Here is a 23267-nt window from a genome sequence, read left to right on the forward strand (position 1 = left end):
GAGGATGGGTCCGTGGGACTCCTCGACGCCGTCGCCGCCACCCCGGCCGAGGAGCACGAGTCACGCCGCGGCGACCACCTCGTCACGCCGGCCGACGTCGTCATGGACCGGGCGTTCACGCTCCCGCGCGAGCCCGACGTCGTGTGGCCCTGGATCGTCCAGCTCGGCAAGCGCCGCGCGGGCTGGTACCTGCCGGCGCGCGTCGAGCGCCTCGTCCCGCGCGGGCGCCGTGCCGCGCGGTGGGTCGACGACCGCTGGCAGCACCTGGTCCCCGGCGACGCGATCCCGGACTACGGCGGGCGCGACGCGACGTTCACCGTCGACGAGGTCGAGCCGCCGCACGTCCTCGTGTACCGGTCGCGCCGGGGCGCCACGGACGTCTCGTGGTCGATCACGCTGCGCCCGGTGCCGGCGGGCACCCGCGTCCTACTGCGGCTGCGTCTCGGGCCCGTGCGGCACGTCCGGCTCGCCACGACGCTCGGCGGGGCGTTCGACGCGCTGACGATCGCTGGCCTGGCGGCCGGTCTGCGCGAGAGGCTCAGCCCGCCCGCAGCGCCGTGACCAGCGCGTCGATCGCGATCTCGGGCTTCACGTTGGCGCCGAGGGCGTCGCGGCAGGCCAGGACGGCCTCGAGGCGGCGCAGCGACGACTCCGGCGTGCTGTCGCGGGCCGCCGCGCCGATCTCGGTGGCGCGGTCCGGGTGGGTCGACGTGACCGACGCCCCGACGCCGCGGACGAGCACGTCGCGGTAGTAGCCGGCGAGCTCGACCAGCGCGCGGTCGAGGGCGTCGCGCTTGGTGCGGGTCAGGCGCGAGCGCTGCCGCTTCTCGAGGTCCTTCTCCGCGGCGCGGGCCGAGCGCTGGGCCTGCGCGGTGCCCTTGCCCGTGCCGCCGGCGCCCATCGAGACCGCGAGCTCCTCGCGCTCGGTCTCGTCGCGCGACGCGGCGAGGGCTGCGGCCTCGGCCTCCGCGGCGCCGACCATCGCGTCGGAGGCGGCGAACGCGTCGGCGGCCGAGCGCAGCGCGCGGGGCAGGGCGAGGACGGCGTCGCGCTCCTCGCGGGCCTCCGGCACCCGCGCGAGGCGCCGGGCGCGGCCGATGTGCCCGCCGCAGACTGACGCCGCCCACGTCGCGTCGGCCTCGTCGACGCCGTCGCGCTCGACGAGCACCGCGGCGATCGCCTCCGGCGCGGGCGTGCGCAGCCGCACGGCGCGGCAGCGCGAGCGGATGGTGACCGAGATGTCGTCGGGGTGCTCCGACGGGCAGCACAACAGGAACACCGTGCGCTCCGCCGGCTCCTCGACCGACTTGAGCAACGCGTTCGACGCCTGCTCGGTGAGCCGGTCGGCGTCCTCGACGATGACGATCTGCCAGCGCGCGGTGGTCGGCCGGCGGGCGGCGACGTCGATCGTGCCGCGCACCTCCTTGACGCTGATCGACAGGCCCTCGGGGACGATCTCGCGCACGTCGGCGTGGGTACCGGCCATGACCGTGCGGCACGCCGGGCACTCGCCGCAGCCCTGCTGCGGGCACTCCAGCGCGGCGGCGAAGGCCCGCGCGGCGACCGAGCGCCCCGAACCCGGCGGGCCGGTGAACAGCCAGGAGTGGGTCATGCCCGCGCCGCCGGGGGCCTCGCCGTCGTCGAGCTCGTCGGAGAAGCGCACCCGCGCGGCCCGCGCCGCCGCGGCCTGCAGCTCGGCCACCGCGGCGGGCTGACCGACGACCTGCGACCACACGCTCACGCCGTCGATGATGCCCCACCGCCCTGACGAGCCCTCCCGAACGTCCGCCGGTACTCCTGCGGCGTGGTGCCGACCTCGCGCAGGAACGGGCGGCGCAGGCCGGCGGCGGTGCCGAAGCCGCAGCGGCCGGCCACCGACTCGACCGACAGGTCGGTCGCCTCGAGCAGCTCCTGGGCGCGGCGGACGCGCTCGCGGGCGAGCCAGCGGCCCGGCGTCGTGCCGGTCGTGTCGCGGAACCAGCGCGCGAACGTGCGCGGGCTGGTGCCCGCGGCGCGCGCCCACTCCTCGACGCCGACGGGGCGGTCGAGCTGCCCACGGGCCCAGTCGAGGCTCGCCGCGACGCCCGGAGCGGGGAGGTTCGGCACCGCAGTGGGCACGTACTGCGCCTGCCCGCCCTCGCGGTGGGGCGGGACGACGCTGTGCCGCGCGACGATGCCGGCGACGCGGCTGCCGTGGTCGCGGCGCACGAGGTGCAGGCAGAGGTCCAGGCCGGCGGCGGACCCGGCCGAGGTCAGGACGTCCCCGTCGTCGACGTAGAGGACGGTGCGCTGCACGTCGACGCGGGGGTGGCGGCGGGCGAGCTCGTCGACCGCGCTCCAGTGGGTGATCGCGGGCCGGCCGTCGAGCAGCCCCGCCGCGGCCAGGACGAACGCGCCGGTGCAGACCGACGCGATCCGCGCGCCGCGGGCGTGTGCCGCGCGCAGGGCGTCGAGCAGCTCGCCGGGGAAGTCGACGCGGCCGTCGCGCGGGGGCGCGACGACGACCGTGTCGGCCACGGCGAGGGCCTCCGGGCCGTCCGGCGGGTCGACGACGGCCCAGCGGTCGAGCCGCAGCGGTCCGGGCTCGCCGGCCACGAGGCGGACGTCGTACCAGTCCTCGCGGGGCACCCCGGTGGTCGCGGACCGGTCAGGGGCCAGGACCTCCAGCACCGTGGAGAGCTCGAACATCGGCGTGCCCTCGGTGACGGGCACGGCCACGGTGTGCATGGCAGGAATGTATCGAACAGTGACGTTCCTGCCACTCGTCCGGAGCTCGGGCCCGGGCCAGGCTCGGGCGCATGCGGACACGGGACATCGGACAGGCGCTGTCGCGGACCTGGGCGGCGTACGTGCGGGCGTGGGAGCTCGTGGGGCGCCAGCAGCGCGGCGAGTGGGAGGACGAGGGCCCGCTGCGGTGGCGGCGCGTCCTGGGCGGCGGCTGGGAGCTGCAGGGCAGCGTGCTGCCAGGTGAGCGTTCCGGGTCGCCGTGACGACCCGGATCACTCACGAGGCGAGGCCATCACCCCGTCCAGCAGGCGGAGGAGCACCTCGCGCACCTCGGCGCGCGCCCGGTCCTGGTCGTCGGCGTCGGCGACGACGAGCGCGCCCTCGTCCAGCGCGCCGATGAGGATGTGGGCGAGCGGGCGCAGCGGCTGGGCGGCCAGCTCGCCGGCCTCGACGGCCGCGGCCAGCAGCTGCTCGGTCATGCCGAGGCTGTAGTCGCGGGTGAGCTCGCGGAACCGCGCCCACCCGAGCACGCCCGGCCCGTCGAGCAGGACGATCTGGCGGACCTCGGGGTCGACGCTGATCGTCAACCACCCCTCGAGCGCCGCCCGCAGCGCCGCCGCCGGCGTGGCGGCGCCGGCCGCGGCGACGGCCCGGCCGAGCTCCGCCATCACCCGCTCCTCGACGTCGGCGATCACGGCGAGGAAGAGAGCGGTCTTGTCGTCGAACTGGTGGTACATGGCGCCGCGGGTCACGCCGGCCTCGCGGGCGATCTCCGGCGTACCGACGTCGGCGTAGCCGCGCTCGGTCCACAACCGCCGGGCGGCGGCCTTGAGCGCCGCGCGCGTCGCGGCCGATCGCTCCTCCTGCGTGCGTCTCACCACTTGCGTACACCCTGCCGGTAAGTTACGAACAGCCTGTCTGGAAGTATCGCCCACCGGGAGGCCCGCCATGCCCACCGTCGAGCTCGACCAGCTGACCCTCCACTACACCGACACCGGCCCCGACACCGGCCGCCCCGTCGTGTTCGTCCACGGCTACGCGATGGGCGGGTCGTTGTGGGACGAGCTCGCGACCCGCCTCGCCGCGCGCGGGCTGCGCTGTCTCGCCCCGACCTGGCCGCTCGGCGCCCACCCGTCCCCGCTGCGTCCCGGCGCCGACCCCACGCTGCCCGGCGTCGCGGCGACCGTCGCCGCGTTCCTCGAGGCGCTCGACCTCACCGACGTCGTGCTCGTCGGCAACGACACCGGCGGCCTGGTCAGCCAGCTCGTCGCCGTGCACCACGGCGAGCGGCTCGGCGCGCTCGTGCTGACCAGCTGCGACGCCTTCGAGCACTTCCCGCCGGCGATCATCAAGCCGTTCATCCTCGCCGCCCGCACGCGGCCGACCTGGCGCGCCGCCGTGAAGCCGTTGGCCCTCAGGGCCGTCCGGAAGCGCGCCTACGGCGACCTCGCCCACCGCGACGTCGAGCCCCTCGCGGCACAGTGGGTCCGCCCGGCCCTCGACGACCCGCGGGTCGCCGAGGACCTGCGCCGCCTCACCGCGTCCGCCCACCAGGAGACGTCGACGGCGGTCGCGGCGCGGCTCGGGGAGGTCACGGTGCCGGTGCTGGTCGCCTGGTCCGCGGACGACGCCTTCTTCCCGCGCGGCGACGCCCACCGCCTGGTCGCCGCGATGCCGCAGGCCCAGCTGCGGATCCTCGAGGGCGCCCGGACCTTCTCCATGATCGACCAGCCGGACGCGCTCGCCGACGCCGTCGCCGACATCGCGGTGGGCTCACCCGCCTCGTGACGCCAGCGCCGCGACCGCCGCGCGGAGGCCGGCGCGGACGTCCCCGTCGGCGACGAGGCCATCCGCGCCGACCATGTCCCGCGTGACGGGCAGGCGCCGGCACGCCTCCTCGACGACGTCCGCGCCGACGTAGCGCAGGACGACGGCCAGGGACGCGTGGGCGTCGCGGGCGCCGGTGGGCGACGCGGGCGAGGACGCGTTGATCCAGGCCACCGGCTTGCCGTACAGCGACCGCGGGGACGCGTCCCCGACGGTCCAGTCGAGCAGGTTCTTGAACGACCCCGGCAGGCCGCCGGCGTACTCCGGCGTGCAGAACAGGACCGCCGGCGCCGCCCGGACCGCGTCGCGCAGCCGCGCGACGGGCGGCGGGAGCGGGTCGCGGTCGTCGTCGGGGTCGAAGGCCGGCAGCGTCGCCAGGCCCTCGTACAGCACCGCGCCGGGCGCGAGCTCCCGCACCGTGCGCAGCACCGCCGTCGTCGTCGACGCGGCGCGGGTACTGCCGCCGACGAGCAGCATCGGCACTCCTCCCCCGGTCTGGTGTCACGGTGACGGACCGGCCATCGTCACCGTGACATGACCGATCCCCTCGCCGAGCACCGCCCGCTCGCCGTCGCCGTCGCCTACCGGATGCTGGGCAGCGTCGCCGACGCCGAGGACGTCGCCCAGGAGACGCTGCTGCGGGTGCACCGCGAGCTGTCCGCGGGCACCGAGCTGACGTCGCCGCGCGGGTTCGTCACCGCGGTGGCCACCCGCCTGGCGATCGACCGGCTGCGCCGGGAGAAGCGCCGCCGCGAGGAGTACATCGGCCCCTGGCTGCCCGAGCCGATGCTGGTGGACACGACGGTCGACGTCGCCGGCGCGGCGGAGCTCGCGGACTCGCTGTCGACGGCCTTCCTCGTCGTGCTCGAGCGGCTCAACCCGGTGGAGCGGGCGGTGTTCCTGCTGCGCGACGTGTTCGACCTGCCGTTCGCCGAGGTCGCCGACGTGGTCGGGCGCAGCGAGACCAACTGCCGCCAGATCCTCGTGCGGGCCCGCCGGCACGTGCACGACGACCGCTCGCGCTTCGCGACGTCCGGCGCCGACCGCGACGCCCTCGCCTCGCGCTTCTTCGCCGCCGCCCAGGAAGGGGACGTGGCCGGGCTCGTCGCCCTGCTGGCCGAGGACGCCACCCTGACCGGCGACGGCGGCGGCAAGGCGATGGCGTTCACCGAGCCGCTCTCGGGTGCCACGACCATCGCCCGCGTGCTCTCGGCCATCTTCCGGCGCGGACGGGCCCTGGGCGCGCAGACCGAGCTCGTCACGCTCAACGGCCAGACCGGGCTGCTCGGGCGCGACCCGGACGGCCGGATCGTGTTCGCGATGACGCTGGACATCGCCGAGGGACGCGTCGAGGGGATCCTCTCGCTGGTCAACCCCGACAAGCTCGCCCACCTCGGGCCGGTGTCCGACCTCGGGCTGCGGGGGTGGCGGCGGGACTAGGCGAGCCGCCGCGCGCGCCGGTCGTCCATCTGCCGGAGGGCGAGCACGCCGACGGCCGCGGCGAGGAGGCCGGCGCCGAAGAGCACGAAGCGCGTGCCGTCGACCTGGGCGCGCTCGCCGAGCAGCGTCAGCGTCCGGGACTGCACGAGTCCCACCAGCAGCGGCACCACCGACATCGAGGCCAGCAGGTCGACGCGCACGATCGACTGCACGAACGCGACGACCCGCCCCCGCACGGCGTCCTCGACCTGCGCGCCGATGATCGTCAGGCCGGTCAGCAGGGCCGTCCCGGCGAAGAACCCGACCAGGACGACGGTGGCCAGCGCGAGGTAGAGGTGCCAGGCGACCGCCACGGTCAGCAGCGACAGGCCGGCGCCGACGATCGCGACGCCGAACAGGCGGTGGTGCGGCATCCGCCGGGCGACGCGCGGCACGGTCGCCATCCCGAGCGCGAGGCCGGTGAACAGGGCGATGAACAGCACCGAGTAGGCCGCGTCGCCGCCGCCCAGGCTCGCGGCGTAGAGCCGGGCGCTGGCGATGACGGCACCACCGGCGGCGAACGCCCCGACGATGCCGATAACGAGCCCGCGCACCAGCGGCGTCGTCGAGACGAACTGCGCGCCGTCGCGCAGCATCGCCAGCAGCCCGGGGGCCGCCGCGCGGCGCTCGGCGCTGCGACCGGAGATCTCGGGGATGAAGAGGGCGACCGTGACCGCCGTGAGCAGCGCGGCCAGGCCGTTGACGACCAGGGCGAGGTAGACCGTCGCGGTCGGGCTCGGGTGCCAGCCCGCGAGGGTGCCGGCCTTCGAGATCAGCGCGAACGCGCCGGCCGCGCTGATGACGGCGACGCCGTAGGTCATGCCCAGGGAGAGCTGGTTGGCCGTCTCGACCTGGTCGGGCCGGCGCAGCAGGTTGGGGACCGAGGAGTCCTTGGCCGGGATCCAGCACAGGGCGCAGAGCTCGATGAGGAAGGTCGCCGCGAACAGCCACCACAGCGACCCGACCAGCGGGATCGACAGGAAGAGCATCGCCTTGACCACGTCGCAGGTGACCATCACCGTGCGGCGGTCGAACTTGTCGGCGAGCACCCCGCCGAGCGGCGCCATGAACAGCGCCGGCAGCAGCTTGGTGGCGACGACGCCGCCGAGCGCGAAGCTCTGGGCCTGGTACCCGCTGGTGAGCTGGGTGGCGAGCGCGGTCAGCGCGAGCAGCGAGAGCCAGTCACCGAAGCTGGCGACCGCGGTGACCGCCCACAGCCGCCGGAACGGCCGGATCGCGAGGACGTCGCGGATCCGGTGCGTCGCGGACGGCGCCTCGGCGGCGCTGCGCTGCTCGTCGATCCCGGATCCCCCCTCGCTTCGCGCCCTCCTCGACCCCGGGCAGGGTAGCGAGACCGGTCAGCAGGCCCCGCCGGTCTCGGCGGCCTGGATGTCCGCGGCCACCTGGCAGGGCGACGCGCCGTCGGCGTCGGTGGCGAGGCGCTGCAGCAGCCGGCGCAGGACGTCGCGCTCGTCGGGCTCGAGCGGGGCGAGCAGCTGGTCCTCGGCGTCGCGCAGGCGCCGCTCGAGGTCGCACAGGCGCCCGCGGCCGGTCTCGGTGAGGAGGACCTGGCGCGCGCGGCGGTCGGCCGGGTCGGGCCGGCGCTCCACGAGGCCGGCGCCCTCGAGCTCGTCGAGCAGGTAGGTCATCACCGTGCGGTCGACGCCGAGCGTGCGGGCCAGCACGAGCTGCGTGCGCGGCGGGCCGCCGGCCAGCCCCGCGAGCACCTGGTAGCCCCGCGGGCCGCCCGGCAGGCCGGACACCACGTCCTGCGCGGTCCGCAGGTGCGCGCGCGCCACCCGGCCCAGGGCCCAGCCCAGGTCGGCCTCGACGCGCGGCGTGGTCATGCCCACAGACTAACGGCCGCCGAGCACTTCTGTTGACAAGAACGTCTGTCGGACAGAACATCTGAGAAGAAGCACGTATCCGTTCCGGCTCCCGGAGGACCTGGTGACCCTCTTCCGTCTCGACAGCAGCATCCGCGCGGAGGGCTCGGTGAGCCGCGAGGTCGCCGACACCCTCGAGCGCGCGTACCTCGAGGCCCACCCGACCGACGCCGTCGTGCGCCGCGACCTGCGCACCGACCCCGTGCCCGTCGACGCCTGGCCGACCGCCGCGCTCGCCGGGTTCACCCCCGAGGACCAGCGCAGCCCCGAGCAGCGCGACGCCGTGGCGCTCGCCGCCCGGCTGGCCGACGAGGTCGCCGACGCCGACGCGGTGGTCGTCGCGACCCCGCTCTACAACTTCGGGGTCGCCCAGCAGCTCAAGATGTGGATCGACCTGATGATCACCGACCCGCGCTTCGCGCCGGGGACGTCACCGCTGGCCGGCAAGCCGGTCACGCTCGTCGTCGCGCGCGGCGGCGGCTACGGCGAGGGCACCCCGCGGGCCGGGTGGGACCACGCCACCGGCTGGATCGTGCGCATCCTCGCCGACGTGTGGGGCGGCGACGTCACGCTCGTGGAGGCGGAGCTGACCCTCGCCGACGCCGTGCCGGCGATGGCCGAGCTGCGGCCCCTGGCCGGCGAGATCCGCGCCCGGGCCCACCAGCTGGCGGGCTCGGCGGGCGCCGACATGGCGCGCGCGGTGGTCGAGAACCTGACGTCGGTGGCCTGACCCCCGACGGCACGACCGAGGGACCGTGTCCCGGGGACACGGTCCCTCGGTGTGTCAGCTGGTCGGCGTGCCCCGGCCGCTCTTCGCCGTGGACTTCTTCGCGGTGGTCTTCGTGCCGGTCGTCTTCGTGCCGGTCGTCTTCTTGGCCGGCGCCTTCTTCGCCGGCGCCTTCTTCGCGCCCGGCTTCACGCCGTCCTTCGACCGCTTCTCGGCGAGGAGCTCGGACGCCCGCTCGTCGGTCAGGGTCTCGACGTCGTCGCCCTTGCGCAGGGAGGCGTTCACGCCCGTGCCGTCGGTGACGTACGGGCCGAACCGGCCGTCCTTGACCACCATCGGCTGCCCCGACGCCGGGTCGGTGCCGAGCTCCTTGAGCGGCGGCTTGGCGGCGGCACGGCCCCGCTGCTTCGGCTGGGCGAAGATCCGCTGGGCCTCCTCCAGCGTCACCGTGAACAGCTTCTCCTCGCTGTCCAGCGACCGGGAGTCCTTGTCCTTCTTGATGTAGGGCCCGTAGCGGCCGTTCTGCGCGGTGATCTCGACGCCGCTCTCCGGGTCCGTGCCCACGACGCGCGGGAGACTGAGGAGCTTCAGCGCGTCCTCGAGGGTGATCTCCGAGAGCGTCATCGACGCGAACAGCGAGCCGGTGCGCGGCTTGGACTTGTCGCCCTCGGGCAGCACCTCGGTGACGTAGGGGCCGAAACGGCCCTCCTTGGCGAGCACCTCGTGCCCCGACTCCGGGTCGGTGCCCAGCGAGCGGCCCTCCTGCGGGGTCGCGAAGAGCTGCTCGGCCAGGTCCAGGTCGAGCTCGTCGGGCGGCAGGTCGTCGGGCAGGTTCGCCCGCTGGGACTTGTCCTCGCCGTCCTCGCTGACGATCCGCTCGAGGTAGGGCCCGTAGCGCCCGACGCGCACGACGACGTCGCGGCCCTGCGAGTCGGCGAACATCCGCAGCGAGTTGACCTCGCGGGCGTCGATGCCCTCGAGCTTGTCGCCCACCAGCTTCTTCAGCCCGCCGAGGTTGGACATCGAGGCCTCGACGCCGTCGTCGTGGCCGGCGGTGCCGTTCGCGCCGTTGCCGTTGCCGTTCCCGTTGCCGTTGGCGCCGAAGTAGAAGTGCGACAGCCACGTCTCGCGCTGGGTGTTGCCCGCGGCGATGCCGTCGAGCTCGTCCTCGAGCGCGGCCGTGAAGTCGTAGTCGACCAGGCGCCCGAAGTGCTGCTCCATCAGCCCGATCACCGCGAAGGCGATCCAGCTGGGGACGAGCGCGCTGCCCTTCTTCCAGACGTAGCCGCGCTCCTGGATGGTGTTGATGATCGACGCGTAGGTCGAGGGACGGCCGATGCCGCGCTCCTCGAGCGTCTTGACCAGGCTCGCCTCGGTGTACCGCGCGGGCGGGTTGGTGCTGTGGCCCGACGGGTCGAGCTCGTCGGGGGCGACACGCTCGCCGGACTCGAGACGCGGCAGGCGGCTCTCGGCGTCGTCGGCCTGCCCGCCGGCCTCCTCGTCGACGGTCTCGACGTAGGCCCGCAGGAAGCCGGGGAAGGTGATGGTGCGCCCGGACGCGGAGAACGTGCACTCCTCGCCGGTCGCGGCGGAGGCGGCGATCCGGACGGTCATCGTCGTGCCCCGCGCGTCGCGCATCTGGCTCGCGATGGTGCGCTGCCAGATCAGCTCGTAGACGCGGAACTCGTCACCGGAGAGCTCTCCCGCCACCTGACCGGGCGTCCGGAACGTCTCGCCCGCCGGGCGGATCGCCTCGTGCGCCTCCTGCGCGTTCTTCACCTTGCGCGTGTACTGGCGCGGCTTCTCGGCGACGTTCTCGGCGCCGTAGAGGTCGCGGGCCTGGGTGCGCGCGGCGTTGATCGCGGTCTCCGACAGCGTCGTGGAGTCCGTGCGCATGTAGGTGATGTAGCCGTTCTCGTACAGGCGCTGGGCGGTCCGCATGGTCCGCTCGGCCGAGAACCGCAGCTTGCGCCCGCCCTCCTGCTGGAGGGTCGAGGTCATGAACGGCGGGTAGGGCTTGCGCGTGTACGGCTTCTCCTCGACCGAGGAGACGGTGAAGTCGCGGTCGGCGAGCGCCTCGGCGAGCCGGCGGGCGTCGCCCTCGTCGAGGCGCCGGACGCCCTCGGTCTTCACCTGGCCGAGGGAGTCGAAGTCGCGCCCGCTGGCCACCCGCGCACCGTCGATCTCGACGAGCCGGGCCGTGAAGGTGGGCGTGTTCGCGCTGTCCTGCTCCTTGAGGGAGCGCAGCACCGCGTCGATGCCCCAGTAGCCCGCGGAGACGAACGCCATCCGCTCGCGCTCGCGCTCGACGATCACGCGCGTCGCCACCGACTGCACGCGGCCCGCCGAGAGCTTCGGCATGACCTTCTTCCACAGCACGGGGCTGACCTCGTAGCCGTAGAGGCGGTCGAGGATGCGCCGGGTCTCCTGCGCGTCGACGAGGTCCTGGTCGAGGTCGCGCGGGTTGGCCGCCGCGGCCTGGATCGCGGACTCGGTGATCTCGTGGAAGACCATCCGGCGCACGGGGACCTTCGGCTTGAGGGTCTCCAGCAGGTGCCAGGCGATGGCCTCGCCCTCGCGGTCGCCGTCCGTCGCGAGGTAGAGCTCGTCGACCTCCTTGAGGGCCTCCTTGAGCTCGGTGACCGTCGACTTCTTGTCCGGCGTCACGATGTAGAGCGGCTCGAAGGAGTTGTCGACGTCGACGCCCAGGCGCGCCCAGGCCTCGCCCTTGTACTTGGCGGGGACGTCCGCGGCGCCGCGCGGCAGGTCGCGGATGTGGCCGCGGCTGGACTCCACGATGTAGCGCGAACCCAGGTAGTCGGCGATCTTGCGGGCCTTCGCCGGCGACTCGACGATCACCAGGCGGCGACCGCCGTCGCCGGCCGGCGTCGCGCCGCCGCGACCGGTCTTCCCGCCGCCGCCCGAGGACTTGGCGCCGGACTTCGCGCGCGTGCCGGACCGCCCCGTCGACCCGTTCTCGGTCGGGGTCGCGGGGTCGGTCGTCGCGCTGCGTGCCGTCGTCGAGCCCTTCGTCGCTGCCACGAACATGCCTCGTCTCGTCGTACAGGTGGCGGGTCGCCACTCGCCGCCAGTGTGCCTCACGGTGTTCTCCACGCCAGGCGCGACCGGTGGTATCGGGTCAGCGCCGGGGTGCGCGCCGGGATTCCCGAGCCCCCGTCGGGCCCTGCTCCCAGGGCCGATCGGTGCTGGTCGCAGGCGCGTTCGGGGGTCCGCGGTGCCGGTGTCGTCGGGGTCACACCGGCCAGACGCCGGCGGCGACCTCGCGGGGCGGGCAGCCCACCAGCTCCCCCAGACGGCGTAGTCGCCGCGCGCCGGCGATCCGCAGGGAACCGTGCACCAGCCGGGCGCCGAGACCCAGCTGACGACTCGCCGTGAGCAGCCGGTCGTCCAGCGTGCGCGTCTCGGGGTCGAGCCCCAGGGCGTATCCCGGCCCGTGGTGGCCGCCGGCGGCGAGCACCCAGAGCCGCAGCCGCGGCCCGTCGAGCTCGAACCCGCCGGGCACGGTCTTCATTCCCCCGCCGTCGGTCCACGCCCGCGCGAGGTCCGCGAGGTCGGTGCGGAACGCCGTCCGCACCCGCGCCCGCCCGTCCTCGGCGTGCCCGACCTCGGCCGGCACGCCCCGGGCCCGCAGCGCGCAGCACACGGCCCGCGCCCGCCACCCGGTCACCTCGTCCACGACGGGATCGGACGCGGGGGTGCGAGCAACGGGGCGTTCCTGGCGTGGGGCGCCAGGATCGCCACATCCTCGCTCGCCCGACACGCCGGCGGGGACGGCGTCGGCGACGCCGGCGTGGCGTCCACGCTGACGTCCATCGTCAGGAAATCCCCCCGCTCGCGCGGGCAGCATCCCGAGGCGGGCGGCGATCTCGTCGGGGTCGAGGTCGAGGAAGGCGAGCTCGTCCGGGTCGACCGGGTCGACGGGGTCGGCCGGCTCGATCGGCTCGGCGGCGTCGGGCTCGGGTTCGGGCTCGGCCCGGGACTCGGGCCCGGGCTCGGGCTCGGGCTCGGGGTCGTCCTCCTCCGGCACTGGCGGCGGGCCCAGCACGACCGTGATCCGCGCCGCCGAGCCGCGCCCGAACAGCTCGACGCGTCCCGGCCCGCAGAGCAGGCCCTCGAGGTCGCCCAGGGCGCGCGGACGGGCGTCCGCCGACCAGAACGACAGCTGCCCCACAGCCGCGGAGCGTAGAACACGCGTTCGAACGACCGTGGGACCTAGACCGTCTGCAGGCCGACCACGCGCAGCAGGTCGAGCAGCTCGGCGTCGCGGGTGCCGGGTGCGGCGGAGTAGACGACGAGGTGCTGGTCGTCGCCCGGGACGTCGAGGGAGTCGCAGTCGAGCGTCAGCCGGCCCACACCGGGGACGTCGAACGTCTTGCGGTCGACGCGGCCCTCCTGCACGGGCCGCTGCGCCCACAGCTCCGCGAAGACCGGGCTCGTCCGGCAGAGCTCGTCGACCAGCGCCCGCAGGTACCGGTCGCCGGGGTAGCGGGCGAGGGCCGACCGTGCCCGCGCGACCGCCGAGCGGTCGATCGTGTCCCGCCGGCCGTCGCCGTCGACGACGAGCGCGCGCCCCTCCCGCCCGTCGGGCCCGAACCGCATCCAGAGCATGTTGCGCCGCTCGCGCGGTACGGCCGAGAGGTCGCCGTAGAGGGCCTCGAGCAGGGGGTTCCAGGCCAGCAGGGTGCTGCGGGCGTCGACGAGCATCGCGGGCAGGTCGTGCATGCGGTCGAGCAGGCGCAGCAAGCTCGGGCGGACGATGTCGGCGACCTGGCCCGATCCGGGCGGCTCGACGCCGGCGAGGTCGAACAGGTGGCGCGTCTCGCCCGTGGTGAGCCGCAGCGCCCGCGCGAGCGCCCCGAGCACCGACGTCGACGGGTGCGGGCCGCGCCCCTGCTCGAGCCGTACGACGTAGTCGACCGACACGCCGGCCAGCTGCCCGACCTCCTCGCGCCGCAGGCCCGGCGTCCGACGCCGCGGCCCGGCCGGCAGGCCCACGTCGCCCGGCGTCACGCGTTCGCGCCACTGCCGCAGCGCCGCCGCCAGCTCGGAGGGGTCACCGCGGCTCACGTCCCCCAGCATGCCCCGCGCGGGGGCGCCGAGCCTGGTACCGCGGGTCCCCGGGTCCGGCGTCCCTGGCCGCCGGTCACCGCCGGGGCGCAGCGTGGCGTCATGAGCACCGCACTGATCACCGGGGCCTCCCGCGGCCTCGGCGCCGTCGCCGCCCGCCGGCTCGCCGAGCAGGGCTGGACGGTCCTCGCCGGCTGCCGCGAGCCGGCGGACCTGTCGCTGGACCCCGCCCTCGACATCCGCCCGATCGCCCTCGACGTCACCGACGACGCCTCCGTCGCGGCGGCGGTCACGGAGGTCGAGCGCCACACCGAGGCCCTCGACGTCCTGGTCAACAACGCCGGGATCGCCGGCGCCGAGCGGGAGGTCGCGCCGGCCGACACCACCGCGGAGCACCTGCGCCCCGTGCTCGAGACCAACGTCCTCGGCCCGGTGCGCGTGACCCACGCCCTCCTGCCCCTGCTGCGGCGGGCCGAGCACCCGCGGCTGGTCATGGTCTCGTCGAGCCTGGGCTCGCTCTCCGACATGGACAACGGCCGGTGGGAGCGCTACCCGTACCTCGCGTACCCGTCGTCGAAGGCGGCCCTGAACATGATCGCGGTCCTCTACGCGCGGACCCTGCCCGACGTGCTCGTCACGATCGTCAACCCGGGCTGGACCGCGACCGGGCTGAACGACTTCCGGGGCTCCCAGACGCCCGAGGAGGGCACGGACGCGATCGTCGCGGCCGTCCTCGACACCACGGGCCCGTCCGGCCGGTTCCTGGCCCGTGACGGCGTCGTGGGGTGGTGAGACGCGCGAAGGGCCCCCTCGGTCGACCTGGTCGACCGAGGGGGCCCTCCGACGTGCGTGCGCTCCGGGTCAGGCCTGGGTGGCCGGCTCCGGGGCGTCCTGGTTCGAGTCGGCGATCGCCGTCGAGCGGCGCTTCGAGATGTAGATCGCCACCGCGATGCCGAGGACCGCGACCACCGCGATCACGATGCGGACCGCCGGGTTGGCGTCCACGCCCACCGACAGGGCCACGACGGCCGGGGCGATCAGCACCGAGACCAGGTTCATGACCTTGATCAGCGGGTTGATCGACGGGCCGGCGGTGTCCTTGAACGGGTCACCGACGGTGTCACCGATGATCGTCGCCTCGTGGGCGTCGGAGCCCTTGCCGCCGTGGTTGCCGTCCTCGACGAGCTTCTTGGCGTTGTCCCAGGCGCCGCCAGAGTTGGCCAGGAAGATCGCCATCAGCGTGCCGGCGGCGATGGCGCCGGCGAGGTAGCCCGCCAGCGGGCCGACGCCGAGGCCGAAGCCGACCGCGATCGGGGCGAGGATCGCCAGCAGGCCGGGCGTGGCCAGCTCGCGCAGGGCGTCCCGCGTGCAGAGGTCCACGACCTTGCCGTACTCGGGACGTCCCGGACCCCCGCCGCCGCGGTACTCCATGATCCCGGGGATCGTCTTGAACTGGCGGCGGACCTCGTAGACGACCGCGCCCGCGGCGCGGGACACGGCGTTCACCGCGAGGCCCGAGAACATGAACACGACGGCCGCACCGATGATCACGCCGACCAGGAGGTTCGGGGCGGTCACGTTGTAGATGTCGCCGAGCCGCTGGCCCGCGTCGCGGTAGGCCGTGGTGATCGCGTCGTTGTACGACCCGAACAGGGCGGTCGCGGCGAGCACGGCCGTCGCGATCGCGATGCCCTTGGTGATCGCCTTCGTCGTGTTCCCGACGGCGTCGAGCTCGGTGAGGATCTCCGCACCGGGGCCCTCGACGTCGCCCGACATCTCGGCGATGCCCTGGGCGTTGTCCGAGACCGGACCGAAGGTGTCCATGGCGACGATGACGCCGACCGTGGTCAGCAGGCCGGTGCCCGCGAGGGCGACCGCGAACAGCGCGACGAACACCGAGCCCGAGAGCAGGAACGCCCCGTAGACCGCGGCGCCGATGACGAGGGCGGTGTAGACCGCGGACTCGAAGCCGACCGAGATGCCGGCGAGGATGACCGTCGCGGCACCGGTGAGCGAGCTCGTGCCGACGTCCTTGACCGGCTGGGTCTCGGTGCCGGTGTAGTAGCCCGTCAGCGACAGGATGATGATCGCGAGCACGATGCCGATGAGCACCGCGCCGAACGCGATGACCTGCGGGTTGCCGGCGTCGGCCAGCGTGCCGAGACGCTCGGCGCTGACGCCGGGCAGCTCCGCGAAGCTCGACGGCAGGTAGGTGAACGCGGCGATCGAGCACAGGATGATCGAGATGATCGCCGAGATGTAGAAGCTGCGGTTGATGGCGCGCAGCGCGTTCTCGCCCTCGCGGGTCCGGGTGATGAACACACCGATGATCGCGGTGAGCACCCCGATCGCGGGGATGATCAGCGGGTAGGTCAGGCCGAGCGAGCCGAAAGCGACCGAGCCGAGGATCAGCGCGGCCACCAGCGTCACGGCGTAGGACTCGAAGAGGTCCGCGGCCATGCCGGCGCAGTCACCGACGTTGTCGCCCACGTTGTCCGCGATGGTCGCGGCGTTGCGGGGGTCGTCCTCGGGGATGTTCTGCTCGACCTTGCCGACGAGGTCGGCGCCGACGTCGGCGGCCTTCGTGAAGATGCCGCCGCCGACACGCATGAACATGGCGAGCAGGGCCGCGCCGAGGCCGAAGCCCTCGAGCACGCGCGGCGCCTCCTCGACGTAGATCAGCACGACGATCGCGGCGCCGAACAGGCCGAGGCCGACGGTGGCCATGCCGACCACGCCGCCGGTGCGGAACGCGATCCGCGCGCCCTTGTCGCGCCCGCCCGGCTGGGTCGAGGCGGCGGCGACGCGGATGTTGGCCTGCGTGGCGAGGTTCATGCCCAGGCCGCCGATGGCCATCGAGAACAGCGCCCCGACGACGAACGCGATCGAGCGGCCGATGCGCTCCCCGGTGCTGTCGGCGGGCAGCGCGAACAGCACCAGGAAGACCACGACGATGAACGGCGCCAGCGTCTTGAACTGCCGGGTGAGGAACGCGTTGGCGCCCTCCTGCACGGCACGGCCGATCTCCCGCATGTTCTGCGTGCCCTCGTCGGCCGCGAGGACCTGCCGTCGCAGGACCAGGCCGATGGCCAGCGCGATGACGGCCACGACCGCCACCACGATGACCACGATGTTGTCGCCGCCGGAGAACGTGATCCCGGCGGCGAGGACGGACGCTTGCATCCAGCCTCCCGGTTGGCACATCTGCTCGACGCGCCCGGCCCGGCCTCGCGGCGACCTCGGCGCGTGATGATCAGCCACCCTCCCGACACGCCGGGTGGTGGACAGGTGCCGCAGTGTAGGAGGTGGGCGTCATCCGGTCGCACAGCAGTTCCCACGACTGCTGCTCAGGGGCTGTGAGGTGTACGTCTTTCTCGAACGAGAGCGCGGGCGGAGGGTCTGTGTCAGGGTCGGCGGACGTGGGCCGGGACGTGCGCGAGGACGCTCGCGACGAGGTGCTCGCGGGCCGCAGCCGGGGCGCGGTGCTGCTGCGCCGCGTGCTCGCCGGCACACCCGCGGGCGAGAGCCCGCTGACCCACGCCGAGCTCGTGCCCGCCCGCGACGGCACCACCGCGGGCTGGCCGTCGTGGGTGCCCGACGCCGTCCGCGGCCCGCTCGTCGACCGCGGGGTGGCCCGGCCGTGGAGCCACCAGGCGGCCGCCGCCGAACGGGCGTGGGCGGGCGAGCACGTCGTCGTGTCCACCGGCACCGCGTCCGGGAAGTCGCTGGCCTACCAGCTGCCGGTGCTCACGACGCTGCACACCGATCCCCGCGCGACGGCGCTCTACCTCTCGCCCACCAAGGCACTCGGCGCCGACCAGCTGCGCACCGTGCTCGACCTGCGCGTCGACGGGGTCCGGGCCGCGTCGTACGACGGCGACACCCCGATCCCCGAGCGCGACTGGGTGCGCCAGCACGCCAACTGGATCTTCACCAACCCGGACATGCTCCACCGCGGCGTCCTGCCGCGGCACGGTCGCTGGACGACGTTCCTGCGGCGGCTGCGCTACGTCGTCGTCGACGAGTGCCACGGCTACCGCGGGCTGTTCGGCTCGCACGTCGCGCTGCTGCTGCGGCGGCTGCGCCGGGTCTGCGCGCGGTACGGGGCGCACCCGACGTTCGTGCTCGCGTCGGCGACGGTGTCCGAGCCGGCGACGTCGGCGACGGTGCTGACCGGTCTGCCCGTGGCGGAGATCACCGACGACGGCTCGCCGCGCGGGGCGCGGGCGGTGGCGCTGTGGGAGCCACCGCTGCTCGAGGAGATCACCGGCGAGAACGGGGCGCCGGTGCGGCGCTCGGCCGGGGCGGAGTGCTCGCGGATGCTGGCCGACCTCGTGGTGGAGGGGGCCCGGTCACTGGCCTTCGTTCGCTCGCGGCGCGGCGCCGAGCTGACGGCGCTGGGGGCCCGCCGCGTGCTGTCGGAGATCGACCCGGGGCTGGCCGAGCAGGTGGCGGCGTACCGGGCGGGCTACCTGCCCGAGGAGCGGCGGGCGCTGGAACAGGCCCTGCTGTCGGGGTCGCTGCGGGGGGTGGCGACGACGAACGCCCTCGAGCTGGGCGTCGACATCGCGGGCCTCGACGCGGTCGTCGTCGCCGGCTTCCCGGGGACGCGGGCGTCGTTCTGGCAGCAGGCCGGGCGCGCCGGGCGGTCGGGCGACGACGCGCTGGTGGTGCTCGTGGCCCGCGACGATCCCCTCGACACCTACCTGGTGCACCACCCCGAGGCGATGCTCGGCGCGCCGCTCGAGCGCTGCGTGCTCGACCCCACCAACCCCTACGTCCTCGCCCCGCACCTGGCCTGCGCCGCCTCGGAGATCCCGCTGACCCGCGACGACGTCGCCGCGCTCGGCGGCGACGCCGCGCTGGCCGTCGTGGACGACCTCGTCGCCGAGGGCCTGCTGCGCCGCCGGCGCGGCGGCTGGTTCTGGTCCCACCCCACCGACCGGCCGCACGCCGGCGTCGACATCCGCGGCAGCGGCGGCGAGCAGATCGTGCTCGTGGAGTCCGACACCGGACGGATGCTCGGCACGGTCGACCCCGGCACGGCCCCGGCGACCGTGCACCCCGGCGCGGTGCACCTGCACCAGGGCGAGAGCTACGTGGTCGACTCCCTCGACCTCGAGGAGGGCCTGGCCCACCTGCACGCCGAGGACCCGGAGTGGACGACCCAGGCCCGCACCGTGATCGACATCGGCGTCGAGGAGACCGAGCGGTGCGCGACCCACGGCGACCTGCAGGTCTGCCTGGGCAGCGTGGAGGTCACCGAGCAGGTGGTCGGGTTCCTACGGAAGATGCCGTCGGGCCGGGTGATCGACTCGGTGCCGCTGGACATGCCCGCGCGGTCGCTGCGCACGCGGGCGGTCTGGTACACGCTCTCCGAGCCGGCGCTGCTGCGGGCGGGGCTGACACCGGCCCGGTGGCCGGGGGCGCTGCACGCCGCCGAGCACGCGGCGATCGGCCTGCTGCCGCTGGTGGCGACCTGCGATCGCTGGGACATCGGCGGCGTCTCCACCGCCCTGCACCCCGACACCGGCCGGCCGACGGTGTTCGTGCACGACGGGCACCCGGGCGGGGCGGGCTTCGCCGACCGGGCGCACGAGGCGATGCGGGAGTGGCTGACGGCGACCCGGGACGCGATCTCGGACTGCGAGTGCCCGTCGGGCTGCCCGTCGTGCGTGCAGTCGCCGAAGTGCGGCAACGGCAACGACCCGCTCGACAAGGCCGGTGCGGTGATCGTCCTCGACGCGGTGCTGGGGTTCCTCGCGGAGGACTGAGGTCGGGCTCGACGACGGGCTACCGGTGGTGGGCGACGCCGCGGGTCGGGGGGTGTCCGGCCCGACCCGCGGCGAGGTCTGGTGCGTCGCAGGCCGGGGAGGTGGTCGACCCGGCCTGCGACGCCGCTCGGGGCGGCGGTGGGCGCGCGACCGACGTCGCCGGCGGCCCACCGCCGCGGGGGGTCCTCCCCTGGTCTCCGGACGGGCCGGTCGCGGCGGGTTCACCGACGCGTCGGCGGGCTGTCCGGGTGGGGTGACGGGCGCGGCTGCTCGGAGCCTCGCTCGGCGTCGCCCCGAGGGGACCCGAGTGTCTGTGGAGTTGTGGGGGTGTCGCCCGGTGTCGCGGAGCCGCTAGGAGCGGACGCCGGTGGCGACGGTGGCCAGGCGGTAGGTCGACCCGCCGCCCGCGACCGCCGGTCGTTGGGCCACGGCCTCGACCAGGGCGTCCTGGACGCGGAAGGGGTCGGGGAGGTTCCAGCCGCACGCGGACGGGCGGACCCGCCAGTGCACGGAACCCTGCGGGTAGGTCGAGGGCGGCGCGGCGAACCAGCTGCCGCGGCCGTGGAGCACGATGCCGGCGCGCTCGGCGAGGTCGGGGCGCAGCGGCTCGCCGGCGCCGACGGGGAACAGCCACTCGCCGGTCGGGGTGGCCGCGATCGGCACCGGCACCCCGACGGCGCGGAGCACCGCGGCGGCGCGGCGCCCGACGGTGGCGGGGACCTCGAGCACGTCGAAGGTCAGGCCCGTCGGCAGGAGGATCGAGTAGGGCAGGCCGGACCACCAGTCGGCGATCTGGCCGCAGTCGGTGGACGCCTGGCGGGCCCAGTCGTCCAGGACCGGGCAGGGCCCGTCCTGCGCGGCGTCGGCGCAGCCGCTCCAGGACTCACCCTGGGGGAACGTGCCGGGGACGACGGCCCAGCCGTGGTCGGCGAGCACCATCGCCTCGGCGCGGAGCTCCGTGCCGTAGACGGCGCGATAGCTGTCCCACCACTGCATCGGTTCCTCCTGGTCCGGGTCTGGTCCCGGTGTGCTGGTTCCAGTAACGGCATGTGAGCGAGGGTTCGCCACCTGTCGTCGCCCATCGGCCGTGATCACACGTTGAGCGTGTCCCTCGGCCCCGTTCAGCGGGCGAGCGCGCGACGAGCACGGGGGTGTCGCCCGGATCGACCGTCCGGGACACCGCTCACCCGGGACCGCCCTCCGCTCGTCCCGGAGCGCCTCGTCGACGGTCGCCCGCCGTCACCGTCGGGGTGCCGGACGGGTCGCCGCCGGCGGTCACGGGCCCCGCCCGGGCTCGCCCGGTCGCGTCACCGGACACGCTCGGCAGGCAGGCGCACGGCGCCGCCGCGACGACGGTCACCGTCCAGCCGTCGAGGGAGCACGTGATCAGCCGGCCGCCGTTGCGCTCCACCACCGCCACGGCCCGCCCACAGGCCACGTCGGCCCCGCGCACGGCCTCGTGGGCGCCCGCGAGGGCCGCGAGGTCGGCGGCCGACTCGGCGCGGTGACGGGCGAGCGTCCCGGCCCCGAGCTGCAGGCCCAGGCCCAGCAGGAGCACCAGGACACCAACCGCGGCGGCCGCGAGCACGGTGGCCGAACCGGCCTCCGGATCGACCGGGCGACCGTTCGTCGCGCCGCTCACGGCGCGCCACCGGTCGGCGACGGCGTGCCGGTGTGAGCGGACCCACCGGAGGCCGGCGCCGGGCTCTCCCCGACGTCGGCCTCCGGCAGCTCGCCGGGGAGCGGGTCCGGGCCCTGCGCCGGCGCGACCGGCGAGGGCTCGCGGGCGGCGACGACCTCGGCGGCGACCCGCACGCCGGGCAGCGCCGACTCGAGCGGCGCCGCGCCGACGCGGGCCACGACGTCGTCGCCGCGCACGTCGACCGTCACGTCGGCGCCGTCCGGCACGAGCCGTGCCGCCGCCCGGCGGGCACCCGCCTCGTCACCGCGGGCGGCGAGACGGGCCGCCTCGGTCGCCGCGTCGGTGCAGCGCAGCTGGAGCACCACCGCGCCCATCGCCGCGAGGACGACCGCGAGCACGACGACGAGCGTGCCGACCGCGAACGCGGCCTCGATCGTGACCGAGCCGGCGTCGCTCAGAACGTGCTCGTCAGCGCCCGCTGCACGATCGCGGTGAGGGCACCGATGATCGAGTCGCCGGTGATCACCGTGTAGAGCAGCGCGCCGAAGGCGGCGGCGGCGATCGTGCCGATCGCGTACTCCGCCGTCGACATCCCGGCGTCGTCGTCGCGGAGGTGGGCCAGGCGGTCGCGCAGTGGCTGGCCCGCGGTGGTGGTCGGTGTGGTCACGGTCTTCTCCTCTCGTCCCCCACCCCGGCGGGGCGGGCGGTGTCTGCGGTGTCACTGCTGCTCCAGCAGCGGCCCGGCGAGCCCGACGACCACGGGGACGATCCCGAGGGCCAGGAAGGCCGGCAGGAAGCACAGGCCGAGCGGTCCGGTGACCAGGACGCCGGCGCGTTCGGCGCGGGCCTCCACGGCGTCGGTGGCCTCGGTGCGCAGATCGGTGGCGGCGGCCTCCACCGCGTCGGCGACGGCGGCGCCGCTGCGCGCCGACCGGCGGGCGGCCCGGGCGAGCCGCGACGTGGTGGGCTCGGCCAGCGCGGGCGCCCTGGCCGTCGCGGGGTCGGCGCCGAGCAGCCCGAGGTCGGCGACCCGGGTGAGGGCCTCCCCCGCCGCGGCGGGCAGCACCGGCACCACCGCACGGGCGGCGCGGTCGAGCGGCAGCCCGGCCCGCAGGCAGGCGCCGAACTGGTCCCAGGCGCCCGCGAGCCCCAGCGGATCGGGACGCGGGCGGGCCCGGTGCGCGCGCCACCACGGCAGCCCCGCCGCGACGGCGCCGCCGGCCAGGACCAGCGCCGCCCCCACGGGGCCGGCACCGGCCGCGATCGTTGCGAGCCCGGCGGCGGCGAGCGCGAGGCCCGGGACGAGCCCCTCGCGGGCCGGTCGGCGGCCGCCCCGTGGGACCGTCCGGCGACGGGCCGTGACGGGGCCGGGCGCCACGACCGTCGCCGCGGCGACGCACAGCAGGGCAGCACCGAGCGTCCCGGTCACCGGGCCACCCCCGCGACGATGCGCTCCGTCCACGCCAGGCCGGCACAGACGAGGCCGACCCCGACGACGAGCAGGACCTGCCCGACCAGTCCGCCGGTGAGCACCGCCCACGGCCGGGCGCCGATCCCCTCACCCAGCAGCACCCCGAGCACCGGGAGCCCGGCCAGCACCGCCGCGGTCGCCCGCGGGCCCGCGAGCCGCGCCCGCAGCCCGCCCGCGAGCCGCCCGCGGGCGCGCAGGTCGTCGGCGACCGCGGCGGCCGGCACGGCGAGGGCGATCCCGTGGCGGTCGGCGAGGGCCCAGGCGCCGGCGAGGCGGTCGAGGTGCTCGGCGACCGTCGACTCCCGCGACCGCGCCGCACGCAGCGCCGCCGGCACGTCGCCGCCGAGGTGCGCGGTCGCGCCCACGAGCGTCATCACCCGGGCCGCGACGGGATGGGCGTCGGTGCCCGCCGACGCCGCCGCGGCGGCGGGTGGCGCCCCGGCACGGATCTCCGCCGCGAACGACGCCAGCGCCTCGCCGAGACCCGCCGTCGCGTCGGCCCGCGCACGCTCGACACCGGCCGCCCGGCGGTGGTGCTGCAGCGTCGCGGCGAGCAGGACCGACGCGACCGCGCCCCCGGCTCCGGCGACGACCGCACCGAGCGCCGCGGCCGCCCGCAGCAGCGCACGGCGCCGCCGCAGGGCCG

At 75.5% G+C, this 23267-nt stretch carries 23 protein-coding genes; 7 read left to right on the top strand and 16 right to left on the bottom strand.

Translation table 11 applies throughout. From position 1 onward, the window contains the following. The first annotated feature begins 12 nt into the window (after nucleotides 1-12). Entirely contained in the window at nucleotides 13-561 is a 549-nt protein-coding gene (locus ABD994_RS19045) for an SRPBCC family protein (RefSeq protein WP_345418479.1), read from the top strand. Here ABD994_RS19045 and ABD994_RS19050 read toward each other — a convergent pair. Further along, nucleotides 539-1741, bottom strand: a complete 1203-nt coding sequence (locus ABD994_RS19050; protein ID WP_345418482.1) for a DNA polymerase III subunit delta' — start codon at nucleotides 1739-1741, stop codon at nucleotides 539-541. The two genes, ABD994_RS19045 and ABD994_RS19050, sit on opposite strands and share 23 nt — an antisense overlap. Next, nucleotides 1738-2727, bottom strand: coding sequence for a GlxA family transcriptional regulator (locus tag ABD994_RS19055; protein WP_345418485.1), 990 nt, complete (start codon nucleotides 2725-2727; stop codon nucleotides 1738-1740). The genes ABD994_RS19050 and ABD994_RS19055 overlap by 4 nt, the downstream gene beginning before the upstream one ends. Nucleotides 2728-2798: 71 nt before the next feature. On the opposite strand from ABD994_RS19055, the gene ABD994_RS19060 reads away from it, so the two are divergent. Further along, nucleotides 2799-2990, top strand: coding sequence for a hypothetical protein (locus tag ABD994_RS19060; protein WP_345418488.1), 192 nt, complete (start codon nucleotides 2799-2801; stop codon nucleotides 2988-2990). A 9-nt stretch (nucleotides 2991-2999) separates the two neighbouring features. Here the strand turns inward: ABD994_RS19060 and ABD994_RS19065 are convergent, their stop codons facing one another. Continuing rightward, entirely contained in the window at nucleotides 3000-3605 is a 606-nt protein-coding gene (locus tag ABD994_RS19065) for a TetR/AcrR family transcriptional regulator (RefSeq protein WP_345418490.1), read from the bottom strand. A 70-nt stretch (nucleotides 3606-3675) separates the two neighbouring features. Here ABD994_RS19065 and ABD994_RS19070 point away from each other — a divergent pair, with 70 nt between their 5' ends. Continuing rightward, nucleotides 3676-4515, top strand: coding sequence for an alpha/beta fold hydrolase (locus tag ABD994_RS19070; RefSeq protein WP_345418493.1), 840 nt, complete (start codon nucleotides 3676-3678; stop codon nucleotides 4513-4515). On the opposite strand, the gene ABD994_RS19075 is transcribed toward ABD994_RS19070, so the two are convergent. Beyond that, complete coding sequence (locus ABD994_RS19075; protein ID WP_345418495.1) at nucleotides 4501-5031, bottom strand: NADPH-dependent FMN reductase; 531 nt, start codon at nucleotides 5029-5031, stop codon at nucleotides 4501-4503. The two genes, ABD994_RS19070 and ABD994_RS19075, sit on opposite strands and share 15 nt — an antisense overlap. 57 nt (nucleotides 5032-5088) lie before the next feature. Between ABD994_RS19075 and sigJ the strand changes: the two genes are divergently transcribed. After that, nucleotides 5089-5994, top strand: coding sequence for an RNA polymerase sigma factor SigJ (gene sigJ, locus ABD994_RS19080; protein WP_345418497.1), 906 nt, complete (start codon nucleotides 5089-5091; stop codon nucleotides 5992-5994). Here the strand turns inward: sigJ and ABD994_RS19085 are convergent. Then, nucleotides 5991-7334 carry an MFS transporter gene (locus ABD994_RS19085; RefSeq protein WP_345418540.1) on the bottom strand — a complete coding sequence of 448 codons (1344 nt, stop codon included), beginning with the start codon at nucleotides 7332-7334 and terminating at the stop codon, nucleotides 5991-5993. The genes sigJ and ABD994_RS19085 overlap by 4 nt on opposite strands. A gap of 57 nt (nucleotides 7335-7391) precedes the next feature. Then, nucleotides 7392-7880 (bottom strand): MarR family winged helix-turn-helix transcriptional regulator, encoded by a 489-nt coding sequence (locus tag ABD994_RS19090; protein ID WP_345418500.1) that lies wholly within the window; start codon nucleotides 7878-7880, stop codon nucleotides 7392-7394. Nucleotides 7881-7983: 103 nt separating this feature from the next. Between ABD994_RS19090 and ABD994_RS19095 the strand changes: the two genes are divergently transcribed. After that, the gene (locus ABD994_RS19095; protein ID WP_345418503.1) at nucleotides 7984-8649 is read left to right on the top strand and encodes an FMN-dependent NADH-azoreductase; all 666 of its coding nucleotides are present in this window, start codon (nucleotides 7984-7986) and stop codon (nucleotides 8647-8649) included. A gap of 54 nt (nucleotides 8650-8703) precedes the next feature. On the opposite strand, the gene topA is transcribed toward ABD994_RS19095, so the two are convergent. The 3 genes from topA to ABD994_RS19110 all read right to left on the bottom strand — a co-directional run bounded on the left by topA (nucleotide 8704) and on the right by ABD994_RS19110 (nucleotide 13734). Beyond that, a complete protein-coding gene (gene topA / locus ABD994_RS19100; RefSeq protein WP_345418506.1) occupies nucleotides 8704-11694 on the bottom strand; it encodes a type I DNA topoisomerase in 2991 nt (996 codons plus the stop codon). Nucleotides 11695-11899: 205 nt separating this feature from the next. Next, nucleotides 11900-12838 (bottom strand): hypothetical protein, encoded by a 939-nt coding sequence (locus ABD994_RS19105; protein WP_345418509.1) that lies wholly within the window; start codon nucleotides 12836-12838, stop codon nucleotides 11900-11902. A gap of 41 nt (nucleotides 12839-12879) precedes the next feature. Next, nucleotides 12880-13734, bottom strand: coding sequence for a helix-turn-helix transcriptional regulator (locus ABD994_RS19110; protein WP_345418512.1), 855 nt, complete (start codon nucleotides 13732-13734; stop codon nucleotides 12880-12882). A 102-nt stretch (nucleotides 13735-13836) separates the two neighbouring features. On the opposite strand from ABD994_RS19110, the gene ABD994_RS19115 reads away from it, so the two are divergent. Beyond that, nucleotides 13837-14526, top strand: coding sequence for an SDR family NAD(P)-dependent oxidoreductase (locus ABD994_RS19115; protein ID WP_345418516.1), 690 nt, complete (start codon nucleotides 13837-13839; stop codon nucleotides 14524-14526). Nucleotides 14527-14595: 69 nt separating this feature from the next. On the opposite strand, the gene ABD994_RS19120 is transcribed toward ABD994_RS19115, so the two are convergent. Then, nucleotides 14596-16917 (bottom strand): sodium-translocating pyrophosphatase, encoded by a 2322-nt coding sequence (locus tag ABD994_RS19120; protein ID WP_345418519.1) that lies wholly within the window; start codon nucleotides 16915-16917, stop codon nucleotides 14596-14598. A 248-nt stretch (nucleotides 16918-17165) separates the two neighbouring features. Here ABD994_RS19120 and ABD994_RS19125 point away from each other — a divergent pair, with 248 nt between their 5' ends. Beyond that, nucleotides 17166-19508 carry a DEAD/DEAH box helicase gene (locus tag ABD994_RS19125; RefSeq protein ID WP_345418522.1) on the top strand — a complete coding sequence of 781 codons (2343 nt, stop codon included), beginning with the start codon at nucleotides 17166-17168 and terminating at the stop codon, nucleotides 19506-19508. Between the two features lie 351 nt (nucleotides 19509-19859). Here the strand turns inward: ABD994_RS19125 and ABD994_RS19130 are convergent, their stop codons facing one another. From ABD994_RS19130 to ABD994_RS19155, 6 genes are all read right to left on the bottom strand, one after another. Next, a complete protein-coding gene (locus ABD994_RS19130; protein ID WP_345418525.1) occupies nucleotides 19860-20504 on the bottom strand; it encodes a bifunctional DNA primase/polymerase in 645 nt (214 codons plus the stop codon). A 187-nt stretch (nucleotides 20505-20691) separates the two neighbouring features. Further along, nucleotides 20692-21150: an Rv3654c family TadE-like protein gene (locus ABD994_RS19135; RefSeq protein ID WP_345418528.1), complete on the bottom strand. Its 459-nt coding sequence runs from the start codon at nucleotides 21148-21150 to the stop codon at nucleotides 20692-20694. Further along, a complete protein-coding gene (locus tag ABD994_RS19140) occupies nucleotides 21147-21608 on the bottom strand; it encodes a TadE family type IV pilus minor pilin (protein ID WP_345418543.1) in 462 nt (153 codons plus the stop codon). The genes ABD994_RS19135 and ABD994_RS19140 overlap by 4 nt, the downstream gene beginning before the upstream one ends. Then, nucleotides 21605-21817: a DUF4244 domain-containing protein gene (locus ABD994_RS19145; protein WP_425550081.1), complete on the bottom strand. Its 213-nt coding sequence runs from the start codon at nucleotides 21815-21817 to the stop codon at nucleotides 21605-21607. The genes ABD994_RS19140 and ABD994_RS19145 overlap by 4 nt, the downstream gene beginning before the upstream one ends. Before the next feature lie 51 nt (nucleotides 21818-21868). Next, complete coding sequence (locus ABD994_RS19150; RefSeq protein WP_345418531.1) at nucleotides 21869-22579, bottom strand: type II secretion system F family protein; 711 nt, start codon at nucleotides 22577-22579, stop codon at nucleotides 21869-21871. After that, on the bottom strand, nucleotides 22576-23267 hold a 692-nt coding region (locus tag ABD994_RS19155), incomplete at its 5' end, for a type II secretion system F family protein (protein ID WP_345418534.1). The genes ABD994_RS19155 and ABD994_RS19150, both read right to left, overlap by 4 nt.

Source organism: Actinomycetospora chlora (genome assembly GCF_039542135.1).
Classification (GTDB): Bacteria; Actinomycetota; Actinomycetes; order Mycobacteriales; family Pseudonocardiaceae; genus Actinomycetospora; species Actinomycetospora chlora.

Excerpts from the sequence above, each read along its gene's own strand:
- ABD994_RS19055 (WP_345418485.1), bottom strand. The coding sequence starts at position 2,727 with ATGCACACCGTGGCCGTGCCCGTCACCGAGGGCACGCCGATGTTCGAG.
- ABD994_RS19060 (WP_345418488.1), top strand. The coding sequence starts at position 2,799 with ATGCGGACACGGGACATCGGACAGGCGCTGTCGCGGACCTGGGCGGCG.
- ABD994_RS19070 (WP_345418493.1), top strand. The coding sequence starts at position 3,676 with ATGCCCACCGTCGAGCTCGACCAGCTGACCCTCCACTACACCGACACC.
- ABD994_RS19075 (WP_345418495.1), bottom strand. The coding sequence starts at position 5,031 with ATGCTGCTCGTCGGCGGCAGTACCCGCGCCGCGTCGACGACGACGGCG.
- sigJ (WP_345418497.1), top strand. The coding sequence starts at position 5,089 with ATGACCGATCCCCTCGCCGAGCACCGCCCGCTCGCCGTCGCCGTCGCC.
- ABD994_RS19090 (WP_345418500.1), bottom strand. The coding sequence starts at position 7,880 with ATGACCACGCCGCGCGTCGAGGCCGACCTGGGCTGGGCCCTGGGCCGG.
- topA (WP_345418506.1), bottom strand. The coding sequence starts at position 11,694 with ATGTTCGTGGCAGCGACGAAGGGCTCGACGACGGCACGCAGCGCGACG.
- ABD994_RS19115 (WP_345418516.1), top strand. The coding sequence starts at position 13,837 with ATGAGCACCGCACTGATCACCGGGGCCTCCCGCGGCCTCGGCGCCGTC.
- ABD994_RS19120 (WP_345418519.1), bottom strand. The coding sequence starts at position 16,917 with ATGCAAGCGTCCGTCCTCGCCGCCGGGATCACGTTCTCCGGCGGCGAC.
- ABD994_RS19130 (WP_345418525.1), bottom strand. The coding sequence starts at position 20,504 with ATGCAGTGGTGGGACAGCTATCGCGCCGTCTACGGCACGGAGCTCCGC.